The organism is Pseudomonas sp. FG13 (assembly GCF_057809755.1).
Genome location: NZ_JBMDKO010000010.1, coordinates 86,843 through 113,676, shown reverse-complemented (window position 1 = coordinate 113,676; position 26,834 = coordinate 86,843). Strand labels below are relative to the sequence as shown.

The following is a 26,834-nucleotide window of genomic DNA, read 5'->3' as shown; positions in this document are numbered from 1 at the left end:
TTGTTCGACCTGTTTAAGACGTTTAGCGACCTATTGGATGGCCCATGGAACTGCGTCACTTGCGTTACTTCATCGCCGTGGCCGAGGAACTGCATTTCGGCCGCGCCGCGCTGGCTTTGGGTATTTCCCAGCCGCCCCTGAGCCAGCAGATCCAGGCGCTGGAGCAGGAGATCGGCGCGCGCTTGTTCGAACGCACCAATCGTCGGGTCGAGTTGAGCGAAGCCGGGCGGCTGTTCCTCGAAGAGGCGCGGCGGGTACTGGCCCAGGTCGACAAGGCCGCCGACGTGGCGCGTCGCGCCCAACAAGGGGAACTGGGTGAACTGAAGATCGGCTTCACCTCTTCGGCGCCGTTCAATTCCACCATTCCCCAGGCGATCTTTTCGTTTCGCCAGCGGTTCCCGGCCGTGCACTTGAACCTGCGGGAGATGAGCAGTACCCAGGTGGCCGATGCGTTGCTGGACGAAACGATCGAGATCGGCATCATGCGGCCCCTGCCGCTGCCCGATGCCTTGAGCGAAATCGAGCTCAGCCGCGAACCGCTGGTGGCGGTGCTCAGTGCCAAGCACCCGCTGGCCAAGAGCAGTGACGAGGGATTGTTTCTCTCGGCACTGGCCCAGGAGCCGTTCGTGTTCTTCCCCCGTAGCTACGGCAGTGGCCTCTATGCACAACTGCTGAGCCTGGCCCGTGACGCCGGCTTCAGCCCCCACTTTGCCCAGGAAGCCGGCGAAGCCATGACCATCATCGGCCTGGTGGCGGCAGGGCTGGGGGTTTCGGTATTGCCGGCGTCTTACCAGCGGATACGGGTCGATGGCGTGGTCTACCGGCCATTGCTCGACCCGGCGGCGGTGTCGGCGGTGTGGTTGGTGCAGCGTAAGGACCAGCGTTCGCCGATGGCGAAGGCGTTTGTGGAGTTATTGGCTAAAAATACCGGTATTTCCGGTTCTGAAAGGACGGCTTGAAAAAGGCCGCCTTTGGGCTAATGCCGATCAGTTAAGCCACAACCCTGTGGGAGCAAAGCTTGCTCGCGATTGCGGTAAGTCAGTCAGCAACAATGTTGACTGATCTGTCGCTATCGCGAGCAAGCTTTGCTCCCACAGGGTTTGTGCCGTTTGATCCTTAACTGACTGGCATTACGCCTCTTGGCGCCCTTTTTCTTAGCCTTCCCAAACCGTCGCAGGGCCATTGGCGTGGTAGTCGTAGAACCCTCGGAGTATCCAGCTATCGCCCTCGCGTTCAAACGCGGCGCGCCATGCGCCTTTGCCACCGCCCGGGGTCAGTTGGGCCATGGTGTACCAGTAATATCGGTTGCTCTTCTTGGTGGTTACCCTTCCCGCGCGAATATCTTCGGTGATGACTCGGACCCTGGTTTTCGCCGCCTCAGAGAAGCTGGCGTAGGACATCTGGGCTTCGGCCAATGGGCTGGTGGTGACGGTGAACTTGTCCGGTGCCGGCGATGGAGTGGGTAGAACCGCAGGGGTGACGGTGGACGGTGTACCTTCCACTTTGTGGGTTCGAGCCTGGGTCACGATCTCGATATCGAACGGTTCGTAGTTGGCCAGTGTACGGCTGAAGTCCGTGATGTCTTCCCCAGTGAGCAGCATGACGTTGCGTTGTGTCCGCCCTTTGTTGGCAATGATATAGGGCACTCGATTGTTTCTGATTTCCGTCAGCAGTCCGGGTTTGTGCCTGCGCAGCTTCTCTTCCCGCAGGGCTGTAATCAACTCGTTATAGTATTCCTCCGAGGCCGTGTATTTTTCCCGGGCTGCCTTTGTTTCCGGATCATTTCCGGGGAATCGCGCCTGCGTCGTGGCATCCAGTCTGGCTTCCACGGCATCCAACATGTCCCGGGTGTCCTTGGCTATTTTGTTCATGGCCGCCTTCTTCCTCCCGCCTGGGGAGGTGAAGGCCATGAATACCGCGCCGGTAATGTTGTCCGTTATAACCGTTGTGTTGACCTTGATCCGGTCTTCGGTAAAGAACATGTTTCTGTGCGCGAGTATCGTGTCGTATATTTTTATTTTTTGCGTCTCGCTCAGGTCAATGTTGGACACGTTTGCTTCGATGTCTCGACTACTGAGGAGGACGATGCTCCATGTATTCATCTTGTCCAATAGTTGCATCTGAATGGCTTTGCGCCTGGACAGGTCGCCCCGCCCCCAGGTCAAGTCATCTATTCGTGCGCGGTAAGCGTTGATGTCGGCCGCACCGACATCCGCCATGCTCTCGCGCAGTATGCGTTCGGACAGCGCTTCAGGCATGGAGTCGAAGATGGCTTTTGCGGTGCTGATCGCTTCATAGGAGGGGTAGCGGTTCATCACCAGCACGCCCTCCACCAAGGCATCGCAGGTGCGTTGTCGTGGGGTTTCCGGGGGGCGACTGAACAGGCTCTGGAGTGCGCCACCTCCGTGTAACCGATGTCGCTCCTCAATGCGCCAACGGTCATTTTCCCACGTGACCGTTCGCTGGTTCGAGCGGTTGTCCGGTGCGTAGATGATCCGTTCGCCAGCCTGGATCGCCGTTTTGTAATAGCCGTTCCCAAGCTTCAGGTAACCCTGCCCGTCGGCGCCCCTGTACCGGTGGCGTCCCTCGGCGATCAACCCATGCCCGTTGAAGCCTTTGAGCCGATAGTGTTCCAGCTCTGGATCCGGCATGCGGGGGAGGGAGGACAGGGCCGGGCGTGCCTGTTTCCGACGGCGTCCCGCGCGGGCCATGATCAGGTCCTGCCCGGCTTCGGCGATGACCTCTCCCAACCCGCCGATGAAATCAGTGGCCCATTGACGGACGCTGCCGCCCTCATCATCGATCGCGGATACCGCGGCACCGCCCGCCATGGTCGGCAGGATCGCGCGGCCCAATATGCCGCCCAACCGGCCCACCGGGAACATCGACATGGCGCCCGTGAGCAGCATGACGGCGTTTCGGCGCCCTTCCTGTGCGGACGCGCTGTCGCGTTCGGCATTGGTCACCGTGAGCATTTCCGCGGTTTTCATCCCGTGGGTGATCTGCGTTTCGTGCAGCACCTTGAACAGGTCCGCTTCCACCACCGGCGAGGCGATTTTCTTTGCGAAGTCATTTTGTGCCCGGTCCTTGGTCCAGGCGAAGACGGAACGCGTAACCTTCCTGATCTTCTCCTCGAGCGTCAGGTCCTCCGACATCGGCACCAGGCTGGCTAGCTGCTCGGCCTGTTCCAGCAGCGGCAGGTGCGAGATCAGCCAGCGAGCCATCTGCGGTGTGGCGGTGAGGGTCTGCACCAGGGCGGCTTCCAAGGTTCGGCTGTTGGCCGCATCCACGTCGCGAAACGTCTTGCCGTCCGGTGCCCCTGGTGTGTACAGCGTCAGCGAGGGGCGGCTCGCCAGGGCCTTGACCCCAAACGCCAGTATTTCTTTCAGTACGCTATTGCCCCAGTGCAGTTGACGGACCACCACTTCGTGCCCGCCAACCTTGACGCGTCCTGCCGCCACGGGGCTGTCCAGTGCCGCCAGTACCAGTTTCAGCCCGGTATTGTCGCGGTCGAGTCTCAGGTCGCCGGAGATATGGGCGGCCCAAACCTGGGCTCGCATCTGTTGTGCTTTCAAGGCCATCCATTGCGCCTGGGTTTGCCGGGCTACAACTTGCAGCTCGGTCGGCAACCGGGCGCCGACATTGGCCCTTTCGATGACCTCGACAATCTGCGCGAAACTCAGCGGCCCTTCTATGGCGGGCCGAGGGGCATTGCGTTCATCCAGGGTCAGGTTGGACATCGCCCACTCTGTCAGGGAGCGGCGGTCGTCGATGATCCCTCTGACGCTGCCTTGGGATATTCCGGACCCAAACGGTGACCCGCCCGTGGGGGCATGTGGATCGACCAATTGCTTCCTGATGCTCAGTGACACGTCTTCAGGATCGACCGGCGGGTATTTCTCGCGGATGACACCGGCCAACAAGGTGCGGGTCCGGGCATGCAGGGCATCCGGGGTGGCCAGCGTCACGGGGTCTGGTGCCGGGACCGTTTCCACCAGGGTTGTCTGCACCGCCTGGGTCGCCTCCCACCACGCCAGACGGTCGCCACCGGTGACGTGGGGGTTGGCGTGCAACCAGTCATCGAGTTTTTTCAGGCTAAGCCGCAGTTCACGTTCATCCAGGGCGGCAGCCAGATCCAGTCGATTGCCCAATTCCGCCATTGCATCCAGCCTGCTCATCCAGACGTCGATCTCCTCCGCTTCCGCAGGGCCATTGAGAAAAACGTTGCCGACGGCGTTCCTTTGCGCCGTCCGCAGTTCGCTGACCAGGCGGACGAGAAAGTGCTCGGCAATCGGTGCCGTTTCGATCTCGCCTCCGGGTTCGCCGTCTTCCAGCAGGTTGGCCTTGAGTGCTGCAAGATCCTCGTGAATGTGCAGCGGTTCGCCCGGGCGGTACAGCACCGCGCCACCCGACTCGCTGACGTTGTCATGTTGGGTCAGCACCACGGCCATGGGGACCGGCACGCTGACAGCCCACCCTGGCGGGATCAGGCTCAGGCTATGGAGCCGGGCCGCTGGTATTCCGGGAATTGCCCACGAGACGCCGCGTCTGGCGCCAACAAGGCGCGCTCCACCAAGGCCTTGTGCATCGCCGGGCGCAACGTGCCGTCCAGCTTGTGGAGGTCGGCCTGGGCCTTGAGCTGTACGGCCCATTCATCGGCCAGCCAGATGCTGACGCTACGGCCCTGGCTGAAATCGGCGGGTCCGGCCCAGAAGTCGTCCAATGCCTGGGTCAACAGTTGTGTGCACGAGTCGGGCGTGATGCTCAGCAACTGCTTGAGTTCTTGCTTGGCGTCACTGCTGTTCAGGGCAGCGGGCATATCCTTGGCGTACTTCTGATGAGTGACGAGGTCAATGTTGCCTGGTTCGTCGAGGAACTCGCGGACATTCAACCTACCCGCAATCGCTTGCCAGAAAAGCGTGTCGAGGCGGGTCGTGGTCCCTTCCTTTCGCCTGCACACGAATATTTCCTTGGCGGTGACGTTGCCAGGCAGGGCGGGGAAGGTTCTGTTGAACCAGTTATCCAGATACTCCTCCAGCACCTTCGAGGCACGTGGGACGGCGTCGTTCAGGCGGATCATTCGTTGCTGCGAGGTTTCCAGCAGGCTGATCAGCGGGGAATCCGGGTTTGTCGGGCTATCAGTCCGTGAGGGGGTGTTTTCCAACATGTGCTCTTCCTGAGAAATTTTCGGAAGAACAACCTATTGAAGATGGACGATGACTGGGTGGTAGATAGATACCGCACGTGGCGGTGTCGGGCGGGGTAGGAGGGACAGTGGCCCCTCAAGAAACCTGTACCGGATACATATCCCTTGTGGGAGCCGAGCTTGCTCGCGATAGTGGTGGATCAGTTGGCATCGCTGTCGACTGTCCTGCCGCCATCGCGAGCAGGCTCGCTCCCACAGTGGAGTATCAGTGAGCCAAACGCCTGCGCCTGGTACAGAACTTTTGTGGGAGCGAGCCTGCTCGCGATGGCGGCGGGCCGGGCGGCATCAATGCCCGAGGGCTTATTGCACCTTCGACAGATCCCCCTTCAATGCAACGCCTGCCATGATCGCGCCGGCATGGCATTCATAGGTCGCAGGGTCTTTGCGCTCGTTGCTCTTGTAGAAGCTGACGATATTGGTCACGGCGTTGGCGCCTGCATTCTTGGCTGCCTGGTGCAGGCTGATCAGCGCCGATTGCAGCACCCATTCGCAGGCTACTTCGTCGGATTTGTTGAAGGCGTTGGTTTTCTTGTTAGTCACCGCCCCGGGGCTGACCACGGTGACGTTACCGGCCGGTTTGTTGCCCGCCAGGTAGAATTTCACGCTGCCGTCGATCTTGCCGGTGCGGATGGCTTCGGCGACGACCTTGTCGAAAGGCAGGTACAGCGCGGTATCACGGGCCTGGCTGAGAGTCGGCAGGGTGCTGAGCAACAGGGCGGCGGTAACGGCGATTTTCTTCAGCGACATCAGGGTCTCCTTGACCAGAGGAACGGGCGTCAGTGCCAGCGACGGAAGATCAACGAAGTGTTGACCCCGCCAAAGGCGAAGTTGTTGTTCATCACGTACTCGTTGCTCATCGACCGAAACTCGTTGCGCAGATAATCGAGCTGGCCGCATTGAGGGTCGACTTCGTCGAGATTGCAGGTATGTACATACCGGTCGCGGTTCATCATCTCGATGCTGAACCAGGACTCCAGTGCCCCGCAGGCGCCCAAGGTATGGCCCAGGAAGCTTTTCTGCGAACTGATGGGCATGCGTTCACCGAACAGGCTGCTGGTGGCGAGGGTTTCGGCAATGTCGCCCTGTTCGGTGGCGGTGCCGTGCCCGTTGACGTAGCCGATGGCGGAGGGTTCGAGGCCCGCATCTTCCAGGGCCAGCTCCATGGCCCGGCGCATGGTGACCAGCTCGGGACGGGTAGCATGCTGGCCATCGGCGTTGCTGCCGAAGCCGACGATTTCGGCGTGGATTCGCGCACCGCGGGCCAGGGCATGTTCCAGCTCTTCAAGGACCAGCATGCCGGCACCTTCGCCGATCACCAGGCCATCACGGCCCTTGTCGTAAGGGCGTGGGCTGGTCTGTGGTGCATCGTTCTTCAGGCTGGTGGCGTAGAGCGCGTCGAAGACCATCGCTTCGGTCGGGCACAGTTCCTCCGCGCCACCGGCAATCATCAAAGGCAGGCGCCCGAACTTGATCGCCTCGTACGCGTAGCCGATGCCATGGCTGCCACTGGTGCAAGCGCTGGAGGTGGGGATCATCCGCCCGGTAAGCCCGAAGAAAATGCTGATATTGGCCGCCGTGGTATGAGGCATCATCCGCACATAGGAGTTGGCGTTCAGGCCTTCGGCCACGCTGTTGAGCAGCATGTTGCCGAACGCCTTGACCTCGTCGGTGCTGCCGGTCGACGAGCCGCAGGATACGCCCATGCGTCCGTCCTTGATCGACTCGTCACCCAACAGGCCGGCGTCGGCCAGGGCTTGTTCCGCCGCGGCGACCGCCAGCCGCGAGACCCGGCCCATGCTGCGCAGTTGCTTGCGTGTCCAGTGGGCCGGGACCTTGAAATTATCGATGGGGCCGGCCAGGCGGGTGTTCAGCTCAGTGAATCGGTCCCACTCGTCCATGCGCCGGATGCCGCTGCGGTTGGCGGCGAAGTTGGCGGCGATGGTCTCCCAATCGCTGCCCACGGAGGTGATGCCGGCCATGCCGGTGACGACAACGCGCTTCATCAGCACAAGCCTCCGTTGACGGCCAGGACCTGCCGGGTGATATAGCCGGCTTCGGCGGACATCAGAAAGTTCACCGCGCTGGCCACTTCTTCCGGCGTGCCCATGCGCTGGGCGGGAATCATTTTCATCAGTTCTTCCACGGGGACGTTTTCATCGAGCATGGCGGTGTCGATCAGCCCTGGCGCGACGCAATTGACGGTAATCTTGCGCTTGCCGAGTTCGATTGCCAACGCCTTGGCCGCCCCGATCAGTCCGGCCTTCGAGGCGCTGTAATTGACCTGGCCACGGTTGCCGATCAACCCCGACACCGAGGTGATGCAGACGATTCGTCCGGCGGCGCGACGACGGATCATCGGCATCATCACCGGATGCAGCACGTTGTAGAAGCCGTCGAGGTTGGTGCGCATCACCGCGTCCCAGTCTTCTTCACTCAGGGCTGGAAACGCACCGTCGCGGGTCAGACCTGCATTGAGCACCACGCCATAGTAGGCGCCGTGGGTTTCGACGTCGGCCTCGAGAATGGCCTTGCAGGCGGCACGGTCGGACACGTCGAACTGCAGGACCCGGGCCTGGCGACCGAGGGCCTGGATCTCGGCCTGGACGGCATCGGCCTCAGCACGGCCGCTGCGGCAGTGCAGTACGATGTCATGCCCGGCCTGGGCCAGGCGCAGGGCGATGGCGCGGCCGATGCCACGGCTGGAGCCGGTGACCAATACGGATTCAGTCATGGCTGGTTTCCTGTTGCGGATGGTTCATGGAGGTAGTGGGCGGACTTGGGTGGACGGAACACGTTCAACCGGGCTGTGGCATGTATGCCGGGCGCTTCGATATGGCACTCGAACACACCCATGCCGTTGTCGTCTTCCAGCGAGCGCATACCGCGGATGTCCAGCTCGGTACCGACTGGAAAACAGTCGACGTTGCATTCGAACTTACGGGTGCCGAGCAAAAAGCCCAGCTCAACGGCGTCGCCACGTCGGCGCGCATGGCAACCGGCAAACGCGGCGACGCTCTGGGCCATTAACTCGATGCCGACCCAGGCCGGCAGGCCACCGTCGTCACGGTTGAACAATCCCCCGGGTTTGACGATGGCGTGGGTATGGATCTGCTCATCATCGAATGCCACGACGCGATCGATGAGAATCATGTCGCCTGCGTGGGGCAGCAGTTCGGCGAGTGGCCAGTCAATCATGGGGCATCTCCGATAATCAGGCTGACGTTGTTGCCGCCGAAGGCAAACGAATTGCTCATCAGGCGACGGGGGGCGGTCGGATTCAGGCAGCTGTCGGCGCGGGTCCAGGCCAAGGCCGGCAGGTCGGGATCGGCCTGACCGTCCCAGACATGAGGCGGCAGAGCCCCGGTGGGGTTTTCGGCGCTCAGGCTCAACCAGCAGAAGGCCGCTTCCAACGCTCCGGCCGCACCCAGGGTGTGGCCGGTCATGGGCTTGGTGGATGAACACGGCACCCCCTGCGGAAACAGGCCGGCCACCGCATGGCTTTCCATGGCGTCGTTGTGTTGCGTGGCGGTGCCGTGCAGGTTCAGGTAGTCGATCTGGCTGGCCTCGAGACCTGCGCAGAGCAAGGCTTTTTCCATGGCTTGGCGAGCGCCGCGACCGCTGGGCTCCGGGGCGGAAATATGATGGGCATCGGAGCTGGCGCCATCGCCGAGCAAGGCAATCGGCGTTCCATTACCTGGTGTCTTGCTCATCAGAAACAGCACGGCCGCCTCGCCGATGTTGATGCCGTTGCGGTTTACTGAAAACGGATTGCAGCGCTCGTTCGACACCGCTTCCAGCGCCGAAAAACCGTTGAGGGTCAGCTTGCACAGGCTGTCCACCCCGCCGCAGAGCACCGCATCGCACAGGCCCAGGTCGAGCAGACGCCGGGCGCTCATCAAGGCACGGGCGCTGGAGGTGCAGGCGGTGGAAATCACATAGGACGGACCACTCAGGCCGAGCCAGTCGGAGAGGAAATTGGCCGGCGCGCTGAGTTCCTGCTGCTGGTAGTCGTAGCCGTCCGGGAAGCGCTGTTCGCGCAGGTAATGGGCGATGCCCTGACTGGCCTCGTCGATACCCGAGGTGCTGGTGCCCAGGACTATGCCGATGCGCGCACGGCCATAGGCCTGGATGGCCCGGTCGATCTCGGGCCGGATCTGCAACCCGGCCTCCAGCAGCAACTGATTGTTGCGGCTGCCATGGGCGGCCAGGGTCTCGGGGATGCGAGCCAGTTCACCTGTTACCGAAGCAACCGGCAAGGCGCGCTCGGCCACCCACCCGGCTTCGATACGCAGGCCCGAGCAATCGCCGGCGAACAGGTTGCGCGCCACTTCATGTTTATCGCGGCCCAGGGCACAGATCACGCCGAGGGCATTCAAATAGGCGGTCATGGAGTGCTCTCGGTCAGCGGCGTGATGCGGTAGTGGAGGCCTTGGGGCAGGCTCAGTTGGAAATCCAGCGGCTGCTTGTAGCGCACCTGCCAGCGGGAATCCAGGGTTCGTTGCGCGGTCTGTTGCCGGGCGGTCGGATAATTGCCGGACAGCTCGGTTTCAGGGGTCAGGGCGAACAGCAGCGCGGCGAATAGCTCCCGGGCTTCGGCGTTGGGGGGCAGCAGGCCGTCGGCTTGCCACTGGCCATCGACCAGGCGTTGGCGGGCCAGGGGAATACCCAGCGGGTCCATCATCGACCAGCGAATGCCGGCGTCTTCGCGCTGGATCACCAGCAGCCAGTCCTGGCGCTGCCCGGCCAATTGGCGCTCGATGTGCAATTGCAGCGGCAGCGCCAGGGTGGGGGTGTGCTGGGGCAGTGGCGCATGACTGGCGCAGGCTCCGAGCAGCAACAGGCAGCCGACCAGCAGGCCATTGAGGCAGGCGCGGATCATTTGCCAACTCCTTCGACGGGCTTGCGGGCCACGACGTTGACCAGGGTTTCTTTCCGCTCGCCGAACGGCCTGGGGCGGCGCAGGCCAAAACGTTCCAACAGACCGAAGTCCCTGGCGCGGCTCCACCACAGATAGGGATAGGACACGTTGTCGGCTTCGAAGCGGAACCCTTGCTGGCGGATCATCTCCAGGTATTGCGCGGCACTTTTCTGTACGTGCATGGGATGACGGAACAGCCAGCGGATGACCCAGGTATCGATGTAGGCCTCGGTGGATTCGGCGAACATCAGGTAGCCGCCGGGCTTGAGCACGCGATAGAACTCGGCCAGGGCCTTTTCCTGCTCCACCAGGTGATGGAAGGTATGGTGACAGAACAACAGGTCGACGCTGGCGTCCGGTACCGCCAAGGTTGCGCAATCGCTGCCGATCAGTTCCACGGTCATGCCCTGACGGGCCGCTTCTTCGGCGCTCAACGCCAGGCTATGGGGATCGGCATCGACCCCGATCAAGCGCTGTGGCGCGAACACCTGGCGCAGGTACTGGAACGATTTGCCCTGGCCGCAACCGGCGTCCAGCAGCACCGGGTCGGTGGGCAACGGCGTGCTGAACAGGCTGTGCAGGTCGTTGATCGCCACGCGCAGCACATGGTGCTGCCAGGTGCGGCTGCGCAGGAACCAGAAGCCGAAGCGGGTTTCTTCGACGTAGTTGTCGCTCAGGTAGTTCATCTCACTCATGGGCCGGGCTCGCACAGATTTCCGAGAGCATGCGCAGGCGTCGCTTGGGTTCGCTGACGAACGGGTTGCGTTGATCCCAGGCATACCCTGCCAGGATCGAGCTGATCATGCGGCGGATGTCGGAAGAACCTTCGGTATAGAAGATCACGTCCTGGAAGGTGCCGGCGTACCAGCCCTCGACGTAGCAGCGGAAGGTGTCGACGCCACGCTTGAGCGGTTCGGCGAACTCGCTTTGCCAGTCCACGCTTTCACCTTGCAGCTGACGATGCAATACGCCGGCCGCCATGCTTGCCGAGCGCATGGCGATGGTCACGCCGGAGGAAAACACCGGGTCGAGAAATTCCGCGGCGTTGCCCAGCAGGGCGAAGCCTTGGCCATGCAAGGTTTTGACATTGGCCGAGTAGCCGCCGATGGTCCGTGCCGGGGTATCCCACACGGCGTTGTCCAACACTCGGGCGAGGCTTGGAGTCTCGTCGATGAACCCCCGCAGGCAGGCGTCGAGGTCGTCGGTGCGGCCGGCAAAATGCTCTGCCGCCGCGACCACACCAACCGAGCAGCGCCCGTCACTGAACGGAATGGTCCAGAACCAGATATCGCGTTGGGTCGGGTGGGTGGTGATGAGGATTTTCTCCCGGTCGAAGGCCGGGGTATCGATGCGGTCCTCGACATGGGTGAATACGGCCTGGCGCACCGGGAAGTTCGACGGTGCCTCAAGGTCCAGCAAGCGTGGCAGGACTCGACCATAGCCGCTGGCGTCGAGGACGAACTGGGCCTCGATCCGGTACTCGCTGCCGTCCTCGCGCCGAACGCCCAGTTGCGGTTTGGCAAGGTTGAAGTCGACGCTGGCGATGGCTTCGCCATAACGGATCTCCACCCCTTGCAAGGCGGCTTGATCGGCCAGCAGCTTGTCGAAGTCGGCGCGCTGTACCTGGAAGGTGGTGGGCTTGCCTTCGCTGAAGGTGTCGCCGAAATCGAAGGCGCTGTAGCGTTCGCCCCAGGCGAAAGCGGCCCCGTTCTTGCGCTGGAAACCTGCGCTATTTACCGCGTCGAGCATGCCGGCCTCTTCGACGAAGTCCAGGCAGTGGGACAGCAGGCTCTCGCCGATGGAGAACCGGGGAAAATGCTGGCGTTCGATGACCAGCACATCGTGTCCCTTGCGCTTGAGCAGTGCCGCCGCGATGGCGCCAGACGGCCCTGCGCCGATGATGACGACCTGGCGACGTTCCATTTCAATTGCAGACATTTGGACTCCTTGCCAAGGCAGCGATGTTCGAGTGAGAGTGGTGCGTAATCGTCATTGGGCGGGTTCCAGCACGGGTGGTGCATGCTCCTGGTGCCCGGCCCACGGCGCCAGCATGAAGCTGAACGCCAGCCCCAGGCTCACCGCCAGGCCAAAATTGCTCACTGCCGGCGTACTGGAAAGCGCCAGCAGGCCGAACGACAGCCAAGTAGTGACCGCCGCGAGCAGGGTGCCCAGCAGGCTCACCGCAGCACCGCCGATCTGCTCGCGCATCAGGATCGCGTAATCGACGCCGATGGCCGTCACCAGCAGCAGCCCGAACAGGCTGAACAGGGTCAACGGCTGCCCCAGCCAGCCCAGGCTCGCCAGGCTGCACAGCGCGGCGAGCAGCGGCAGGGCCACGATCCGCAGGGCTGCCCAGACGCCGAACGGCCAGATCAACAGCAGTACGATCAGCACGCAAGAGGCCAGTTTCAGCTCGGCGGCGCTGATCTGCGTGGCGGCGAACACCCGATTCAGATCGCCCAGGCGGTCCACCAACTGCACGCCGGGCAGATCCACCGCCTGCAAGCGCAGCAGCGCGGCGTCGTTCAAACCCTGCAAGCTGATCATGGCAGCCACGCCTTGCTCGGTCGGGCCGAGCCAGAGCATGCGATATGGCTCGGCCAACGGACCGGTCAGCGCGGCATCGATGTCTTTCACCGGCAAGGCCTGTAGTTGGGTCAGCTCTGCCTGCAAGGCGGCGACCGGCACGCCCAGGTCCAGCAGCGGTTGCCAGAACGCCGGGAGCCGGGCCAGGGCTTCACGGACTTTCTGCTGTTCGGCCGGCGGGCTGACCAGTTGGTTCAGTGACAGGTAGCCCTGGAGTTTTTCCAGGCCGACCAACTGGTCCAGCCGCTCGTTGAGGGCGGTCTGGCGTTCCAGCAGTTGGGATTGATTGTCGGCGCGAATCAGGAAGAACTGGCTGGTGGGTTGGAAACCGGTGATGCGGGCGATATCGCGGGCCTCGTCGGTCAGATGCTGGGGCGTGCCGATCCATTGGCGGATGTCGTTTTTCGTGCTCAGGTGCCAAAGCCCTCCGGCGCAGAAGATCAGCAGCAGCGCCAGCAGGATTGGCGTGGGAACCCGCGCCAGCAGTGCTTCGCGGACCTTGAGCAGTTGTTCGCAGAAGCGCAGCGGCCACTGGGCAGGACGCAGGTCCGTGCCCTTGAGCAGCGCCGGCAGCAGGCAAACCGCGGTCAGGTAGGCGCCGACCAGCCCGGCGGCGGAAAATACCGCGATCTGGGTCAGGGCCGGGAAGGGTGTCCAGGCCAGGGCCAGGTAGCCGATGCAGGTGGTCGCCAGGCTCAGGCTCAGCCCCGGCAAGGTCAGGCGCAGGGCTGGCCAACTGCGCCACGGCTTGAGGCTCCAGCTCTTGGACAGGTAGTGCAGCGGATAGTCCACCGCTACGCCGATCAGGCTCGAGCCCAGCACCAGGGTCATGACATGCATGCGCCCGAACAGTGCCACGCAGGCCACCGCGCCAAACAGCATGCCGACCAGTACCGGCATGAACGCGAGCCATACCCGCAGGCGTCGGAAGGCCAGCAACAGCAGCAGCAGAATACCCACTGTCGCGCCACCGCCAACCCAGGTGATTTCCTTTGATGCCTGTTGCTGGCCGCTGGCGGCGTACAGCAAGCCACTGGCCGCTAACAGTTGCCCTTGGGCCTGGCCTGCCTGGTCGCGGCTGCGTTGCAGCAGATCGGCCACTTGCAGCGGCAGGTTCATGTCGAAGGCGTTGCCTTGGGTGCGGGCCCGTAGCATCACCCAGCTTTTGCCATCGGCATCGGCAATCAATGCACCGCTGCCTACGTCCAGCTGTATCGCGCCGCGTTGGGGCTGGCTGTTCTGGATACGCCCGGTCAGGCCAAGCCAGTCATCCTGGCTCGGTACCAGGCTGAAGCCGCTGAACGGGTCGAACAGCGCCTGTACCCGCTGCTGGATGAACGCCTGGGGCTGGTCGATCAATTGCTGGCGGTCCGTGGCCGAGAGCATCGCCAGCCGTCCGTTCAGCAGTTGCGTGCGCAGCGCCGGCAAATCGGCTTGCAGCGTCCACTGCACCTTATCGAACAGGCCGCTGGCCTGCCATTGCTCGCCAAGGGTTTGCGCCAGGGCGATGGCTTGCTGACGGTCGGCGTGACCGACCAGCACCAGCACCTCGCGATTCAGCGGCTCCTGCATGCGTTGCTCAGCCACAAGCTCCAGGGCATCGGGGGACGTGCCCGGCACCAGTTCCATGAGGTTGACCGACAGTGGCGCACCGTTGCGCCACTGCCAACCGGCGAGCGCCAGCACCGCCAGCAGCAGTATCAGGAACAGCCGTGGCAACCTGCGTTCACTCGGCAAAGTCGTGTCGCTCCGCTTCGCTCAAGGGTTGCGTGGCGACGCTGTCCTGCATGCGCAGCACCGTGCTGTCGCCCTGGGTTTCAAGCAGCTCGATGCGCTGCACCAGTTCGCCACCGTCGATGTTGATCTGGTTGAACACCTGTTTGAGCAACACCGAGCGCGGGGTCAGGGTCAGCTTCCACCGCTGCGGCTCACCCGACAGGCTGAGCTCGAAATCCCGCAGCAGACCACTGCTGTCGCCCTGCAAGACGGCCAGGAACAGCCGGTTCTGTTCGGCGCCGGCACTCTTGTTCGGTAGCATTTGCCAGGCGTTGCCGTCCCTTCGGGCGATGCCCTGGGCGGTAATGCGGTAGTCCTGTTGCAGCGGCGTCTGTAGCAGCCACAGCAGGCCTTGTTGTTTCGCCAGAACGAAATGCCCCTTGCTGATGAGCGGTTGGGGCAGGGCGCGCAGGTGCTTTTCCTGGATGAACTGGCCGTGGATGGCATCCGGGCGGGCCAGCTGTTCGCTCAGTTGCTGCAAGTCGAAGGCCTGGGCCAGGGGCGACAGGCAAAACAGCAGCAACCAGAGGGGCAGGCGTTTCATGACAGTTTCCTTTCGACGGCGTCGACAAACACCTTGGGCGAGGCCAGCAGCATCTCGCGGGTCGTGATGTCCACGGCCACCTGCACCGAGCTGGCGCGGGTCAGGCGTTCGCCGGTGAGCGTGTCGCTGATCAGGTAGTTGATCTTCAACCGGTTCTCCCACTCCACCAGACTGGCACGCACGGTCAGGGCCTGACCGAACACCGCGCTGCGCACGTAGCGCAGTTGCAGGTCGATCACCGGCCATGCGTACCCGGTGGCGAGCATGTCGTTGTAGTTGTGGCCGATCTCATCGAGCAGGGCGCAGCGGGCCATTTCCAGGTATTTGACGTAGTGGCCGTGCCAGACCACGTGCATCGAATCGACATCGAAAAACGGTACGACAATCTGCGTCTCGACATGCAGCACGCCCTGGCTACGCATGCAGCCTCCAGTGTTGCTCGGCGATGCGTTGCAGGCACAGGCGCAGTTCGCCTTCCAGGGCGCGGTCTTCGATGACCGGCGGGAAATCCCCGGCCAGTTGCTCGTGCATGGCGGCCAGGGCCGGCGGCAGCGGTCGCGCGTCCTCGGCACGGCTGCGTAGCCACACGCCCTGGTTGGCCGCCAGCAGCGTCGCGGCGGCGACTTGTTCGGTCAGCTCCAGCACGCGGATCGCATCCCGGGCGGCGATGGTACCCATGCTGACCTTGTCCTGGTTGTGGCACTCGGTGGAGCGCGAGAACACGCTGGCTGGCATCGTGTTTTTCAGCGCTTCGGCGGTCCAGGCGCTGGCGCCGATCTGCACGGCCTTGAAACCATGGTTGAGCATCGCCCGCTCGGCGCTGGCGCCGGACAGGTTGCTCGGCAGGCCATGGTTGTAGCGCTCGTCCACCAGCAGGGCGAGTTGCCGGTCGAGCAGATCGGCGACGTTGGCCACCAGGTTTTTCAGGCTGTCCATGGCGAAGGCGATGTGCCCACCATAGAAATGCCCGCCGTGCAGCACCCGCTCGGCTTCGGCATCGATGATCGGATTGTCGTTGGCGCTGTTGAGTTCGGTTTCGATGAACGCGCGCAACCAGTTCAGACTGTCGGCCAGCACGCCGAGTACATGGGGCGCGCAGCGCAGGGAATAGCGGTCCTGCAGGCGATGCAGCGGCGCGGTCGGTGCGTCGATCGCCAGGTCCTTGCGCAGCCACGCGGCGACCTGCATCTGCCCCGGGTGTGGCTTGGCGGCGAACAGGCGCTCGTCGAAGTGCTCGGGGTTGCCTTGCAGGGCGACGACGTTCAGCGCGGTGATGCGGGTCGCCAATTGCAGCAGGTAGTCGGCCCGGGCGAAGGCCAGGCAGGCGAGGCCAGTCATCACGGCGGTGCCGTTCATCAGGGCCAGGGCTTCCTTGGGCCGCAGCACCAGCGGGGTCCAGCCCAATTCGCGGTGTACGTCGGCGGCCAGCCGGCGTTCGCCACGGAACATCGCCTCACGTTCGCCGGAGAGCGTCGCGGCCACATAGGACAACGGCGTCAGGTCGCCGCTGGCGCCCACCGAACCTTCTTCCGGAATCAGCGGCAGGATGTCGTGCTCGAGAAAAGCCTGGAGACGTTCGAGCAGTTCAACCCGTACTCCGGAGACGCCGTGGCACAACGACTGCAAGCGCGCGGCCAGCACCGAGCGGGTGGCCTGGGCATCCAGCAGCTTGCCCAGGCCGCAGCCGTGGAACGTATACAGGTGGCGCGGCAAGGCCTCGACGTGGTGCAACGGCACGGCCACCACGCAGGAATCGCCGTAACCGGTGGTCACGCCGTAGATCACCCCTTCCTTGTCCAGCAGGGAATCGAGAAATTGCGCACCCTTGGCAATGCGCTGGCGGAACGCCGGATCATCCTGCAGTTGCGTCGGCGCCTGACGGTTGGCCAGGGCCAGCACGTCTTCGATGCGCAGGGGGCGTTCGCCGAAGGTTACCGGCTCAAGAGTGGGCATCGTCATCGATCTTCCAGAAAGGGTAAAAGTTGAACCACTGTTGGGGCCCCTGGAGGCAGTACTGCGCCAGGCGCTCGGCATAGCGACCGGCCCAGTGGGCGATCACTTGCTCGCGTTCGGTGCGTTTCCACACCACCGCGTCGGCGAAGGGCTCGAGGGTGACGCGATAGCGCCCCTCGTGCTTGAGGCACATCAGCAGGTTGACCGGGCATTTCAACAGGCCGGCCATCAGCCAGGGTCCCTGGGGAAACGCGGCCGGGTGGCCCATGAAGTCCACGGTCACGCTGCGTCCGCCGTGCAGCGGCACGCGGTCGCCGGCAATCGCCAGCCACTCGCCGCGCTCCAGGCGCTCGCTCAGTTGCAGCATCACCGCCGGATCCAGTTCGCTGACCTGGATCAGCCGCAGGTGCGTGGCGCCGGCTTCGCCCAGCAGGCGATTGAATTGTTCGGCGTGCTTGGTATGCACCAGCACGTTCATGGTGACTTTTTCGCCCAGTTCGGCCAGGGCCCGGCACATTTCCAGGTTGCCCAGATGCGCCCCCACCAGCATCTGGCCGCGAGCGCCACGCAGATGATTGCGCAGCAATGCCGTATCGACGATTTCGATCTGGTCGATGCTCAGTTTGCCGTTCCACACGTCGAGTTTGTCCAGCAGCGAGTCGGCAAACGCCATGAACTGCCCGAAGACTTTGCCGTGGGTAGGGCGCAATTCGATGCGGCCGCTCCAGTCGGCCAGGCGCTGCTGGTATTGCCAGGCTGCCCGGCGAGCGCTGCGACCGAAAATGAAAAAGTACAGGACGATGCCGTACAGCACCGGACTCAGCAGGCGACGGCCCAACACCTTGGCAGCGAACGCCGTGAGTTTCATCAGCCAGAAACTGCCGCGCTCCTGGCGGTCGGCCCAATGCGTTTTGTCAGCCTGGAGACTCATGTCCGCCACCGTTGCCACAGAATCAGGGGAGCACGTACCAGCATGCCGAAGAACAAACGGGTGTGCATGCTGGAAATCAGCACGTTGTCGTGGAACAGACGGAAGTGCGAAACCCCGTCCTGGGGGTAGTGGACCCGGGTGCGCAGCCAGCACATCGGTTGGTTACGCCAGGCCAGTCGTACCAGGATGTCCGAATCGAAATCCATGCGCTTGCCAATGTTCGCCGAGTTGATCAGCGCCAGGGTCGCTGGCAGGGGGTAGACCCGAAAGCCGCACATGGAGTCGCGGATCTGCAAGGACAGGCTGTTGATCCAGACCATGACGTGGGTCAGGTAGCGAGCGTACAGGCGGCCTTTCGGCACGCTGGCGTCGTATTGCGGGTAGCCGCAGATCACCGCGTCCGGGTGGGCGCGGGACTGGTCGATGAAGGTTTTCACGTCGTCGAGGTCGTGCTGTCCATCGGCGTCCACCTGTAAGGCATGGCTGAAGCCCAGGCGCGAGGCTTCCCGCAGGCCGGTCATGACGGCGCCCCCCTTGCCCTGGTTGACCGCCAGCCTGACCAGGTGAACCCGCTCATCCACGGCCAGCCGCTCCAGCACCGCCGCGCAGGCCGGGCTGCTGGCGTCGTCGACCAACACACAGGGCAGGCCATTGGCGAGCAATGCCTGGACCACCGTCGAGATGGCGGTTTCGTGGTTGTAGACGGGGATGACGGCGCAGGGGTTATGCATGTCTTTTGCCTTCCACCGAGCTCTTGTGGCGAGGGGATTCAGCGAAGCGTCGCACCGCCCCGCTGGGTTGCGCAGCGACCCCAAGTCCTGTGAAGCACCACAATTCGTTGGCGAGTGCTTCGCACTCGAGCGGGGATAAATCCCCTCGCCACAGGACGGTGTGAGCATTAGTCATGGGCTGCCCCCAGCACAATCCGCCCACTGGAGCACGCTGCCGTATCGTTGCGGTAGGCGAAGTACAGCTTGCCGCGCTCGCGGTCGAAGCGCAGGTGCAACTGGACTTCATCGCCGGGGCGTACCAGTTGCTGGAACTTCAGCACTTCCATCCCGACGAAGCGCGGCGGCAGGTCCAGCAGTTGCCGGCCCAGGTTCAGGGCCCAGTCGACCTGCACCACGCCGGGCAGTACCGGGGCGGTGGGAAAGTGGCCGCTGAAGTACGCCAGGTCCGGCGGCACGACCAATTGCAGGCTCCATTCGCCGTCGGTCTCGACCTGCTCCAGCACGTCGGGAGCCTTTGGGCGCGGGGCCGCCAGCAGGGCTTCGACCTCGGCCTGGGGCAGCTTGCCTTGAGCGTTGAGTGGCAACTGGCGCAGCCAGCGCCAGCGCCGTGGCAGGGCCAGTGTTTCGCAATGCCCGCTCAGGTGGCGACGCAAGGTTTCGGTCACGGCGCGACGACCCTGGTTACGTAATGCATGGAGGCCGGTTTCGCTCAGTACCAGCAGAGCGCCAAGGGATGCACGATTTTCCCGCACTACCCCCAGCCGCGCTTCGCTCACCCAGTCGTGGGCCACCAATGCCTGTTCCAGCATCGGCAGGGAGATGCGCTTTTCTTCGAGCTTGACGATGCGATCCAGGCGTCCGAGCAGTTCGAAGCGCCCATCGGCGTCAATCCGTGCGGCATCGGCGGTATGTTCCACATGGGCGGGAGGCAGATAAGGCGAAGCGACCAGCAAGGCACCGTCGCTGTCCTGGCTCAGTTCGACACCGGCAAAGGGCTGCCACCGTTCATCACTCTGGCGCCAGGCGATACCGCCGGTTTCCGAACTGCCGAATATTTCCGTCGGCCATTGGCCCAGGCGCTGCTGTAGGCTTTGAGCGGCCTCGGCCGGCAAGGCGCCACCGGAGGAGAACACCCGGCGCACGCTGCTCAAGGCCGTCCAGTCGAGGTTGTCGCCCATCCGCTTGAGCAGTGCCGGGCTGGCGACCCAGGCGAAGACCGGGTGCTCGCGGCTGGCGCGTTGCAGGTCTTCGGGAAACGCCAATTGCCGGCGCACGAACGGCCGCCCTGCGCACAGCGGCCACAGGACCCGGAACAGCAGGCCGTAGATGTGCTGGGCGGCGACGCTGCCAATCATGCAGGCGCGGCCCAGGTCGGCGCCCCACAATTGCTCCAGGGCCTGGACCTCGTTGCTCAACTGGCGCAGGTTTTTCTCGATGCACTTGGGCTCGCCGCTGGAGCCGGAGGTGCACAGACTCAACCCGCATTGGTCAAGGTCCAGCTCGACAGGCTCCAGGGGAGCCTGTTGCAAGTCGCCTGGATGGGTGTCGCCAGGTTGGTCGGTCAGCCACAGGTCGACCTCGGCCGACCAGCGCTGGCGGGTCTGGGCCTGCAGGTCGGCGGGAAGCAGGACGCGCACCCCGGCACGCCAGGCACCGAGCAGGGCGACGGCCAGGTCGGCGGCGTCTTCCAGGTGCACGGCCATACGCTGTACACCGCGGGCGTGCAGGCCTGCGGCCAGGCACAGCGCTTCGTCCCGCAGTTGCGAATGACTGAGTGCCGGATCGACGGCGACTGCGCGCTCCGGCTGAGCCTCGAGCAACATCTGCTCAAGTTTTATCCAATTCATGGGCGGCCTCTTACCCTTTGTCGTATGAGCCATTCAATGGCAAACAGCAGCCCCATCAACCCGTAGGAAATCAGACCGGTGTACAACATCCACCAGCTCAGCGGCGCCCAGAGCGTCAGGACGGCGGCGAGCAAACCGTTACAGAGGAAAAACACACTCCAGACCACCGTGACCTGGCGGGTATAAACCACCGCTTTTGCCGGCAATTGCGGTTCACGCAGGCGGGCTATGCGCTCGATCATCGGCGGGCCGTATTTCAGGCTCAGGGTGAACATCCCGAGCATGAAGGCACTGATCAGTACCGGATACCAACGCAGCAGGAGCGGGTTATCGAACAGCGCGAGCAACCCGCAGAACACGATCGCCGCGACCGCCATCCACAGATTGCCAGGCTCACCTTTGCCGAGTCCTCGGTTAACGAGCAATGCCCGGGCCAGCCACAAGCTACCCAGCAGCAGGCCGAACTGCCAAGGGGCGAAGTGCTCCATGCCGAAATACACCGCAAAGGGGTACAGCAGGCCCGCCAATAGCAGGCCAAGGCCAATCAGCCGGCTCATGCGGCCGGTTGGACCAGTCGATAGACCGCCTCGACCACGTCGTTGACGGTGCGTACCGTCTTGAATTCTTCTGCGGCGATTTTCTTGCCGGTCTGGCGCTTGATGTGATCGATCAGGTCGACCGCGTCGATGCTGTCGATTTCCAGGTCCTGATACAGGTTCGATTCCAGCGTCACGCGCTCAGGGTCCAGTTCGAAAAGCTCCACCAGGGCATCGCGCAGGGTGTTGAAAATGTCGTCACGAGTTTGCATGGTCCGGTCTCAAGCGCGTTTTGCAGTGACGAAGGCCGCAAGGCTTGCCACATTGCTGAAATGGTTGCGGGTGTCCTTGGCGTCGGCATCTATTTTGATGCCGTACTGTTTCTGGATCGCCAGGCCAAGCTCCAGGGCATCCACCGAGTCCAGGCCCAGGCCTTCGCCGAACAGGGTCTGGTGGTCGCCGATGTCGTCGACCTCGATGTCCTCCAGGCCGAGGGCGTCGATGATCAGCTGTTTGATGTCACGGTGCAGATCGCTCATCTTCGGCGAGCTCCTTGATGAAATAGTGATGCAAAAAATCGTTGAGCCTGCGCGAAGCAAGAGGCGGGGGGCCGAGCGTGGCGAACGCCTTTGGATCTATATCGGCCCCCACATGGAAACTGAAGTGCACGCGGCGTTGGGGGATGCGATACCAGGGTTCGGCCTTGGTCAGGGTGGTCGGGCTGACCTTGATGGTCACGGGTGTGAGGATTTTCGCACCTCGCAGGGCGATAGCCGCAGCGCCCCGATGAAAGGCCGGCGCCTGGCCGGGCTGGGTACGCGTACCCTCGGGGAACACGATCAGGGTCTGGCCATCTTTCAGGGCATCGCTGGCGGCGTCGAGCATGTCCATGCTGCCGTCGTTGCTGATGTATTGGGTCGAGCGCAACGGGCCGCGGGTGAAGGGGTTGTCCCAGAGGCTTTGCTTGACCACGCAATTGGCATCGCGCACCAGCCCGATCAGAAACACCACGTCGATCAGCGACGGGTGGTTGGCGATGATCATCTGTCCGGGCCGGCCAAGTTTTTCTGCGCCGTCGATCTGATAAGTGAGCACGCCGGTGCGGGCCATGAACCGGATGAAGAACCAGAACAGCCGTCCAACCGTGCGCCGGGCCCGTTGCCGATGGACCTGGGCATCGCCGGGCCACCAGGCCAGCAGCGGAAACACCAGCAACCGCAGGCACAGCCCGCCCAGCCCGAACAGGGCGAAGCTTGCAGCGGTCGCGAGCAGGCGCCAGTAATAGGCGTCGCGATGCTTGCCCGTCACCGGTTGCGTTGCCAGGTCCATACACGATTCTTCCAGGCATGTTGGCAGGTGGTTTCGTCGTTCAACAGCGTACGCAGCAGATCCAGGGCATGGGGCCAGTCGCTGCCGGACGGTTGAACCTGTGGGGTGGACAAGGCCAGTTGCCAGTCTTCGCCCCGGGTCAGCAGCAGCCCCATCGCATAGGGAAACGGCACGTCGTCAACCCAGGGTGCATAGACCTGGGGCGGTTGTTCTTCGGTGATGACCAGCAGCACCGCCGGTGCACCTTCATTCAACAGCGCGGCGGCTTCCAGGACACCATGCTCCAACCCGTCGCCCGTGGCGGCCAGGGCCGTCATTTCGCTGGTTTCGTTGCGCATGATCGACCACAGGCCGATCACTGCGTTGTGCACCGACAGGCTGAACTGGGTGGGCGACAACGGTTGGTCGGCTGCCAGGTCCTTGAGAATCTCAAATGTGCGCGGGGTTTCACCGTGGCGGGAAATAAAGACCAACGGCAGGTTCGGTCGGCCTTCGGCCAGGGGCCAGCCGACACTGAAGGCCATCCGCGCCAGGCGACTGAGGCGGCGGCGCTGCATGGCCGGCAGGAACGAGACATCAGGGGCGGCGTCGTTGGCGGGCAATATCACCGGCTGTTGGCTCCAGGCCTGCCAGTCGTCCACGCTTTCGAGCCCAGGGGCCCATGCGCGCCATTGGGCGATATTGAAATTGATCAAAAAATTCATCCCACCCCTGCGGGCTTTTTATTGTCACGGTTCAGTGGTTTGACCCGCGTCCAACCCAGCATGGCCTTGCGACCCAAATGGCGCGCATTATCCCGGTGCCGTTGGCTTGTAGCAAACAATGGTTACATTAAAACGGGAAAACCTGACGGTGGGTTCGTCCCGGCTCGGCCAGCTCATTATCGCGATTGTGACGAACCTGTCTGTCGGCTGCTTCCGTCATCCTTCGCGCGAATTGACGCTTCTTTACCGGAAAAAGCCACTAACGCTGTAGTCCATCCATGCTGAAGGTAGCGAAGCGGTGTCATCGCCTACTACACTCGGGAATCTTTGATACACGGAGGTTTTGACATGCGGCGCGTGGTATTCAATCAGAAAGGTGGGGTGGGCAAGTCCAGCATCGCCTGCAACCTGGCGGCGGTCAGCGCCAGCGAAGGGTATCGCACGTTGTTGGTGGACCTGGACGCACAGGCCAATTCCACTCAATACCTGACCGGTCTCACCGGCGACGACATCCCCATGGGCATTGCCGACTTCTTCAAGCAAACCCTGTCCTCCGGACCCTTCTCGAAGAAGAACAAGGTCGATATCTACGAAACGCCGTTCGATAACCTGCATGTCATCACCGCCACTGCCGAGCTGACGGATCTGCAGCCCAAGCTTGAGGCGAAGCACAAGATCAACAAGCTGCGCAAATTACTCGAAGAGCTGGACGAGGATTACGATCGGATCTACTTGGATACGCCACCAGCCCTGAATTTCTATGCGGTTTCAGCGCTGATTGCGGCTGATCGGGTGTTGATCCCTTTCGATTGCGACAGTTTTTCCCGCCAGGCGTTGTATGGCCTGCTGGCGGAAATAGAAGAGCTCAAGGAAGACCATAATGAGGGCCTGGAGATTGAAGGCATCGTGGTCAACCAGTTCCAGGCCCGGGCCAGCCTGCCGCAGCAGATGCTCGACGAACTGATCGCCGAGGGCTTGCCGGTACTGCCGGTGTACCTGAGCAGCTCGGTGCGCATGCGTGAATCCCACCAGGCCAGCCTGCCGCTGATTCATCTGGATGCGCGGCACAAGTTGACCCTGCAGTTCGTGGAGTTGCATGGGTTGTTGGAAAACGCCTGACTGAGAGGTTGTTTCAGGCACCTATGTGGGAGCGAGCCTGCTCGCGATAGCGGACTGACAGGCACATCGATGTTGAATGTGTCTGCGCATCGCGAGCAGGCTCGCTCCCACAATGGAGTAGCGTCAGATCCCCTGGCTGCGCAACCAGCTCATCAGTTGCGGCAAGGGTAACGCTCCGCTTTGCCGTGCGACTTCCTTGCCATTCTTGAACAGGATCAGGCTGGGAATCGAACGAATTCCCAATTGCGCCGACAGTTGCGGATTGGCTTCGCTGTCGAGTTTGGCCAGTCGGCATTTACCGGTCAGTTGTGCGGCGGCCTGTTCGAACACTGGCGCAAAGGATTTGCAGGGGCCGCACCAGTCCGCCCACACATCCACCAGCAACGGCAGGTCGCCCTTGACCTGGCTGGAATAGTCGGCCTGTTTGAGTTCGAACGGCTTGCCCAATAACACCGGAGCTTTGCAGCGCCCACACTTGGGCTGGTCGGCCAGACGTTCGGCAGGTATGCGATTGAGCCCGTTGCAATGGGGGCAGGGGATCAGCATCGGGTCAGACATGGTGAGCTCCATAAGTCGGTCATGATGTTGATCTGGTGTCGCCGAGGCGGTTTATCAAGGTTGCCATTCATCAGATGCGCCGCACTGACGCCCTTCGATGGCGTCAAAAAGACCACAACGTATCTGTTCGCAACCCAAGGAGGTCCCATGAGCCATCCTCGAGAACCTGTCGCGCACGCACCGCAGGACAACCCCAACGATGACGGCTGGGTGCTCGGCACCGCCGGTCGCGACGAAGACCCGAACGCCGCTCCCGCCTATGCCATTGATCGCCGTCACGAACGAGACGAACTGACCCCCGAAGACGCCCGCGGCCTGCCCGGCTATCCCGAGAAAAAAACGCCGGCCAAACCCACTGACAAGGATGCCACCGAGGCAGAGCCGGGAATCGAGACGCCTGAGCAGGGGAACGATAAGGTCGGGTGAGACAGCTTTTGTGGCGAGGGGATAAATCCCCGTTGGGCTGCGAAGCACTCCTTAAAACCGATCAAGTCTTGTCAGGCTGCGTGCAATTGCAGCTTTTTGGGGCCGCTTCGCAGCCCAGCGGGGATAAATCCCCTCGCCACAAAAGCGCGTTTGGCTGAAAGCCGATTCCAGCTATTGAGCTGGGTCACGACGAGCAACTGATCTCCAGGTGCTTGCCCCACTCCGGCGGTCGTTGCGCATAGCTGTCCATGCCCGGTTGCTCCTCGAACGGGCGGCTCAGCACCTTATGCAGGCGGCGGACTTCTTCGTAGTCGCCTGACTCGGCAGCATCGATGGCGTTCTGTGCCAGATAGTTGCGCAATACATACAACGGGTTCACCGCGTGCATGCGGATCCGGCGCTGTTCCTGATCGACGCTGCCTTCACGGCCGACGCGGGCGATGTAAAGCGCGCCCCAGGCGTCGAAGCCCATAAGGTCGACGAAGTCGTCCCGCAGCCTGGTGACGGCTTGTTCAGGCGATTGATCGCCTAACCGGCGGAAGAACAGGCTGTAGTCGACGCCGCTGTTCTGCATCAGTTGCAACAGGCGCTCCACCAACTTCTGGTCATCTTCCTCCGCAGTTGTCAGGCCGAGGCGACGGCGCATCAGGTCCAGGTAATGGGCCTGGTAAAGCGGCAGGTACAAGCCCAGGGTCTCGCGCAGGGCTTCGACGCTGATGAACGGCGTCAGGGCCTGGGCCAGGGCGCTGAGGTTCCACTGGCCAATGGGCACCTGGTTGCTGAAGGAATAGCGACCCTGGTCATCGGAGTGGTTACAGATGAAGTTGGCGTCGAAGTCATCGAGGAAGGCAAACGGCCCGAAGTCGAAGGTGATGCCCAGGATCGACATGTTGTCGGTGTTCATCACGCCATGGCAGAAACCATAGGCCTGCCATTTCGCAATGAGTTCGGCGTTGCGTTCGACGATTTCGCGGAACATCGCCAGGTACGGTTCCGGCTGTTCACGGCATTCGGCGAAGTGCAGGTTCAATACGTGCTCGGCGAGCGCGGCATGCAGCTCGGGTTTCTTGGTGTAGTAGAAATACTCGAAATGGCCGAAACGCACGTGACTCGGTGCCAGGCGCAGCACCATGGCGGCGCGCTCCTGTTTTTCGCGCCACACCGGGGTGTCCGAGCCGATCACGCACAAGGCGCGGGTGGTGGGGATGCCCAAGGCGTGGAGCGCTTCGGATGCCAGGAATTCACGGATCGAGGAGCGCAATACCGCCCGTCCGTCGCCCATCCGTGAGAACGGCGTCTGGCCCGCGCCCTTGAGGTGAAGGTCCCAGTGTTCGCCGGCTTCGTTGTACACCTCTCCCAGCAGCAAGCCTCGTCCGTCACCCAGTTGCGGGTTGTAGTGGCCGAACTGATGTCCGGAATATACCATCGCCCGAGGCTCGGTTTCGGCCCACAACTTATGCCCGCCGAACAGTTCGGCGAACAACGGCGCCTGGGCTTCGGCCGGGTCAAGATCCAGCAGTGCCATGGCGCCCGGGCTGGCGACGACCAGCCGTGGGTTGTCGATGGGTTCAGGCAACACATGGGCCGAAAAACCGTCGCCCAGGCGGGCGAAGCGGTTATCGAAGGACAAGGTTTCCAGCGTTTTCATGGCCGTCTCCGGCGCGATGCCT

The 26,834-nt window shown here is 62.8% G+C and carries 27 protein-coding genes; 3 read left to right on the top strand and 24 right to left on the bottom strand.

Translation table 11 applies throughout. The annotated features are described in order from the left end of the window. Positions 1-44 precede the first annotated feature (44 nt). The gene (locus ACODTO_RS11765; protein WP_175361838.1) at positions 45-959 is read left to right on the top strand and encodes a LysR family transcriptional regulator; all 915 of its coding nucleotides are present in this window, start codon (positions 45-47) and stop codon (positions 957-959) included. A 195-nt stretch (positions 960-1,154) separates the two neighbouring features. Here the strand turns inward: ACODTO_RS11765 and ACODTO_RS11760 are convergent, their stop codons facing one another. The 22 genes from ACODTO_RS11760 to ACODTO_RS11655 form a co-directional block, all read right to left on the bottom strand. After that, the gene (locus ACODTO_RS11760) at positions 1,155-4,463 is read right to left on the bottom strand and encodes a dermonecrotic toxin domain-containing protein (RefSeq protein ID WP_489106465.1); all 3,309 of its coding nucleotides are present in this window, start codon (positions 4,461-4,463) and stop codon (positions 1,155-1,157) included. A gap of 29 nt (positions 4,464-4,492) precedes the next feature. Then, positions 4,493-5,167, bottom strand: a complete 675-nt coding sequence (locus ACODTO_RS11755) for a hypothetical protein (protein WP_489106464.1) — start codon at positions 5,165-5,167, stop codon at positions 4,493-4,495. A gap of 339 nt (positions 5,168-5,506) precedes the next feature. Next, entirely contained in the window at positions 5,507-5,953 is a 447-nt protein-coding gene (locus tag ACODTO_RS11750; RefSeq protein WP_024779883.1) for a hypothetical protein, read from the bottom strand. 29 nt (positions 5,954-5,982) lie between these two features. Continuing rightward, positions 5,983-7,209 (bottom strand): beta-ketoacyl-ACP synthase, encoded by a 1,227-nt coding sequence (locus ACODTO_RS11745; protein WP_489106463.1) that lies wholly within the window; start codon positions 7,207-7,209, stop codon positions 5,983-5,985. Continuing rightward, positions 7,209-7,937, bottom strand: coding sequence for a 3-oxoacyl-ACP reductase FabG (fabG, locus tag ACODTO_RS11740; protein ID WP_139646916.1), 729 nt, complete (start codon positions 7,935-7,937; stop codon positions 7,209-7,211). The genes ACODTO_RS11745 and fabG overlap by 1 nt, the downstream gene beginning before the upstream one ends. After that, positions 7,934-8,401 carry a hotdog family protein gene (locus ACODTO_RS11735; protein ID WP_139646914.1) on the bottom strand — a complete coding sequence of 156 codons (468 nt, stop codon included), beginning with the start codon at positions 8,399-8,401 and terminating at the stop codon, positions 7,934-7,936. The genes fabG and ACODTO_RS11735 overlap by 4 nt, the downstream gene beginning before the upstream one ends. Continuing rightward, positions 8,398-9,594, bottom strand: coding sequence for a beta-ketoacyl-[acyl-carrier-protein] synthase family protein (locus ACODTO_RS11730; protein WP_489106462.1), 1,197 nt, complete (start codon positions 9,592-9,594; stop codon positions 8,398-8,400). The genes ACODTO_RS11735 and ACODTO_RS11730 overlap by 4 nt, the downstream gene beginning before the upstream one ends. After that, positions 9,591-10,085, bottom strand: a complete 495-nt coding sequence (locus tag ACODTO_RS11725; protein WP_175384611.1) for a DUF3261 domain-containing protein — start codon at positions 10,083-10,085, stop codon at positions 9,591-9,593. The genes ACODTO_RS11730 and ACODTO_RS11725 overlap by 4 nt, the downstream gene beginning before the upstream one ends. Continuing rightward, a complete protein-coding gene (locus tag ACODTO_RS11720; protein WP_489106469.1) occupies positions 10,082-10,810 on the bottom strand; it encodes a class I SAM-dependent methyltransferase in 729 nt (242 codons plus the stop codon). The genes ACODTO_RS11725 and ACODTO_RS11720 overlap by 4 nt, the downstream gene beginning before the upstream one ends. Position 10,811: 1 nt before the next feature. Beyond that, the gene (locus ACODTO_RS11715) at positions 10,812-12,062 is read right to left on the bottom strand and encodes an NAD(P)/FAD-dependent oxidoreductase (protein WP_489106461.1); all 1,251 of its coding nucleotides are present in this window, start codon (positions 12,060-12,062) and stop codon (positions 10,812-10,814) included. A gap of 51 nt (positions 12,063-12,113) precedes the next feature. After that, positions 12,114-14,447, bottom strand: a complete 2,334-nt coding sequence (locus ACODTO_RS11710; protein ID WP_489106460.1) for an MMPL family transporter — start codon at positions 14,445-14,447, stop codon at positions 12,114-12,116. Next, entirely contained in the window at positions 14,437-15,030 is a 594-nt protein-coding gene (locus ACODTO_RS11705; protein WP_175384612.1) for an outer membrane lipoprotein carrier protein LolA, read from the bottom strand. The genes ACODTO_RS11710 and ACODTO_RS11705 overlap by 11 nt, the downstream gene beginning before the upstream one ends. After that, positions 15,027-15,452, bottom strand: a complete 426-nt coding sequence (locus ACODTO_RS11700; RefSeq protein ID WP_489106459.1) for an acyl-CoA thioesterase — start codon at positions 15,450-15,452, stop codon at positions 15,027-15,029. The genes ACODTO_RS11705 and ACODTO_RS11700 overlap by 4 nt, the downstream gene beginning before the upstream one ends. Further along, positions 15,445-16,989, bottom strand: a complete 1,545-nt coding sequence (locus tag ACODTO_RS11695; protein ID WP_489106458.1) for an HAL/PAL/TAL family ammonia-lyase — start codon at positions 16,987-16,989, stop codon at positions 15,445-15,447. Before ACODTO_RS11695 ends, ACODTO_RS11700 begins: the two co-directional genes overlap by 8 nt. Then, positions 16,970-17,914 (bottom strand): lysophospholipid acyltransferase family protein, encoded by a 945-nt coding sequence (locus ACODTO_RS11690; RefSeq protein WP_139646899.1) that lies wholly within the window; start codon positions 17,912-17,914, stop codon positions 16,970-16,972. Before ACODTO_RS11690 ends, ACODTO_RS11695 begins: the two co-directional genes overlap by 20 nt. Then, the gene (locus ACODTO_RS11685; protein WP_489106457.1) at positions 17,911-18,645 is read right to left on the bottom strand and encodes a glycosyltransferase family 2 protein; all 735 of its coding nucleotides are present in this window, start codon (positions 18,643-18,645) and stop codon (positions 17,911-17,913) included. Before ACODTO_RS11685 ends, ACODTO_RS11690 begins: the two co-directional genes overlap by 4 nt. A 167-nt stretch (positions 18,646-18,812) precedes the next feature. Beyond that, the gene (locus ACODTO_RS11680) at positions 18,813-20,492 is read right to left on the bottom strand and encodes an ApeI family dehydratase (RefSeq protein WP_489106456.1); all 1,680 of its coding nucleotides are present in this window, start codon (positions 20,490-20,492) and stop codon (positions 18,813-18,815) included. Beyond that, a complete protein-coding gene (locus ACODTO_RS11675) occupies positions 20,489-21,049 on the bottom strand; it encodes a COG4648 family protein (protein ID WP_139646893.1) in 561 nt (186 codons plus the stop codon). Before ACODTO_RS11675 ends, ACODTO_RS11680 begins: the two co-directional genes overlap by 4 nt. Next, on the bottom strand, positions 21,046-21,300 hold the full coding sequence (locus ACODTO_RS11670; RefSeq protein ID WP_024779866.1) for an acyl carrier protein: 255 nt from the start codon (positions 21,298-21,300) through the stop codon (positions 21,046-21,048). The genes ACODTO_RS11675 and ACODTO_RS11670 overlap by 4 nt, the downstream gene beginning before the upstream one ends. 9 nt (positions 21,301-21,309) lie before the next feature. Continuing rightward, positions 21,310-21,567 (bottom strand): phosphopantetheine-binding protein, encoded by a 258-nt coding sequence (locus tag ACODTO_RS11665; protein WP_024779865.1) that lies wholly within the window; start codon positions 21,565-21,567, stop codon positions 21,310-21,312. Next, positions 21,548-22,357 carry a lysophospholipid acyltransferase family protein gene (locus ACODTO_RS11660; RefSeq protein ID WP_139646892.1) on the bottom strand — a complete coding sequence of 270 codons (810 nt, stop codon included), beginning with the start codon at positions 22,355-22,357 and terminating at the stop codon, positions 21,548-21,550. The genes ACODTO_RS11665 and ACODTO_RS11660 overlap by 20 nt, the downstream gene beginning before the upstream one ends. Continuing rightward, the gene (locus tag ACODTO_RS11655) at positions 22,333-23,061 is read right to left on the bottom strand and encodes a beta-ketoacyl synthase chain length factor (protein WP_175361823.1); all 729 of its coding nucleotides are present in this window, start codon (positions 23,059-23,061) and stop codon (positions 22,333-22,335) included. The genes ACODTO_RS11660 and ACODTO_RS11655 overlap by 25 nt, the downstream gene beginning before the upstream one ends. A 348-nt stretch (positions 23,062-23,409) precedes the next feature. Here ACODTO_RS11655 and ACODTO_RS11650 point away from each other — a divergent pair, with 348 nt between their 5' ends. Beyond that, on the top strand, positions 23,410-24,180 hold the full coding sequence (locus ACODTO_RS11650) for a ParA family protein (protein ID WP_175361822.1): 771 nt from the start codon (positions 23,410-23,412) through the stop codon (positions 24,178-24,180). Positions 24,181-24,303: 123 nt separating this feature from the next. Here the strand turns inward: ACODTO_RS11650 and trxC are convergent, their stop codons facing one another. Beyond that, entirely contained in the window at positions 24,304-24,738 is a 435-nt protein-coding gene (gene trxC, locus ACODTO_RS11645) for a thioredoxin TrxC (RefSeq protein WP_139646886.1), read from the bottom strand. 147 nt (positions 24,739-24,885) lie between these two features. On the opposite strand from trxC, the gene ACODTO_RS11640 reads away from it, so the two are divergent. Then, a complete protein-coding gene (locus ACODTO_RS11640; RefSeq protein WP_489106455.1) occupies positions 24,886-25,164 on the top strand; it encodes a hypothetical protein in 279 nt (92 codons plus the stop codon). Between the two features lie 184 nt (positions 25,165-25,348). Here the strand turns inward: ACODTO_RS11640 and selO are convergent, their stop codons facing one another. Beyond that, positions 25,349-26,812, bottom strand: coding sequence for a protein adenylyltransferase SelO (selO, locus tag ACODTO_RS11635; RefSeq protein WP_139646882.1), 1,464 nt, complete (start codon positions 26,810-26,812; stop codon positions 25,349-25,351). Positions 26,813-26,834 lie beyond the last annotated feature (22 nt).

Excerpts from the sequence above, each read along its gene's own strand:
- ACODTO_RS11700 (WP_489106459.1), bottom strand. The coding sequence starts at position 15,452 with ATGCGTAGCCAGGGCGTGCTGCATGTCGAGACGCAGATTGTCGTACCG.
- selO (WP_139646882.1), bottom strand. The coding sequence starts at position 26,812 with ATGAAAACGCTGGAAACCTTGTCCTTCGATAACCGCTTCGCCCGCCTG.
- ACODTO_RS11735 (WP_139646914.1), bottom strand. The coding sequence starts at position 8,401 with ATGATTGACTGGCCACTCGCCGAACTGCTGCCCCACGCAGGCGACATG.
- ACODTO_RS11650 (WP_175361822.1), top strand. The coding sequence starts at position 23,410 with ATGCGGCGCGTGGTATTCAATCAGAAAGGTGGGGTGGGCAAGTCCAGC.
- ACODTO_RS11720 (WP_489106469.1), bottom strand. The coding sequence starts at position 10,810 with ATGAACTACCTGAGCGACAACTACGTCGAAGAAACCCGCTTCGGCTTC.
- ACODTO_RS11755 (WP_489106464.1), bottom strand. The coding sequence starts at position 5,167 with ATGTTGGAAAACACCCCCTCACGGACTGATAGCCCGACAAACCCGGAT.
- ACODTO_RS11765 (WP_175361838.1), top strand. The coding sequence starts at position 45 with ATGGAACTGCGTCACTTGCGTTACTTCATCGCCGTGGCCGAGGAACTG.
- ACODTO_RS11745 (WP_489106463.1), bottom strand. The coding sequence starts at position 7,209 with ATGAAGCGCGTTGTCGTCACCGGCATGGCCGGCATCACCTCCGTGGGC.
- ACODTO_RS11685 (WP_489106457.1), bottom strand. The coding sequence starts at position 18,645 with ATGCATAACCCCTGCGCCGTCATCCCCGTCTACAACCACGAAACCGCC.
- ACODTO_RS11705 (WP_175384612.1), bottom strand. The coding sequence starts at position 15,030 with ATGAAACGCCTGCCCCTCTGGTTGCTGCTGTTTTGCCTGTCGCCCCTG.
- fabG (WP_139646916.1), bottom strand. The coding sequence starts at position 7,937 with ATGACTGAATCCGTATTGGTCACCGGCTCCAGCCGTGGCATCGGCCGC.
- ACODTO_RS11730 (WP_489106462.1), bottom strand. The coding sequence starts at position 9,594 with ATGACCGCCTATTTGAATGCCCTCGGCGTGATCTGTGCCCTGGGCCGC.
- ACODTO_RS11675 (WP_139646893.1), bottom strand. The coding sequence starts at position 21,049 with ATGAGCCGGCTGATTGGCCTTGGCCTGCTATTGGCGGGCCTGCTGTAC.
- ACODTO_RS11665 (WP_024779865.1), bottom strand. The coding sequence starts at position 21,567 with ATGAGCGATCTGCACCGTGACATCAAACAGCTGATCATCGACGCCCTC.
- ACODTO_RS11715 (WP_489106461.1), bottom strand. The coding sequence starts at position 12,062 with ATGTCTGCAATTGAAATGGAACGTCGCCAGGTCGTCATCATCGGCGCA.
- ACODTO_RS11695 (WP_489106458.1), bottom strand. The coding sequence starts at position 16,989 with ATGACGATGCCCACTCTTGAGCCGGTAACCTTCGGCGAACGCCCCCTG.
- ACODTO_RS11660 (WP_139646892.1), bottom strand. The coding sequence starts at position 22,357 with ATGGACCTGGCAACGCAACCGGTGACGGGCAAGCATCGCGACGCCTAT.
- ACODTO_RS11690 (WP_139646899.1), bottom strand. The coding sequence starts at position 17,914 with ATGAGTCTCCAGGCTGACAAAACGCATTGGGCCGACCGCCAGGAGCGC.
- ACODTO_RS11750 (WP_024779883.1), bottom strand. The coding sequence starts at position 5,953 with ATGTCGCTGAAGAAAATCGCCGTTACCGCCGCCCTGTTGCTCAGCACC.
- ACODTO_RS11670 (WP_024779866.1), bottom strand. The coding sequence starts at position 21,300 with ATGCAAACTCGTGACGACATTTTCAACACCCTGCGCGATGCCCTGGTG.
- ACODTO_RS11640 (WP_489106455.1), top strand. The coding sequence starts at position 24,886 with ATGAGCCATCCTCGAGAACCTGTCGCGCACGCACCGCAGGACAACCCC.
- trxC (WP_139646886.1), bottom strand. The coding sequence starts at position 24,738 with ATGTCTGACCCGATGCTGATCCCCTGCCCCCATTGCAACGGGCTCAAT.
- ACODTO_RS11655 (WP_175361823.1), bottom strand. The coding sequence starts at position 23,061 with ATGAATTTTTTGATCAATTTCAATATCGCCCAATGGCGCGCATGGGCC.
- ACODTO_RS11680 (WP_489106456.1), bottom strand. The coding sequence starts at position 20,492 with ATGAATTGGATAAAACTTGAGCAGATGTTGCTCGAGGCTCAGCCGGAG.
- ACODTO_RS11725 (WP_175384611.1), bottom strand. The coding sequence starts at position 10,085 with ATGATCCGCGCCTGCCTCAATGGCCTGCTGGTCGGCTGCCTGTTGCTG.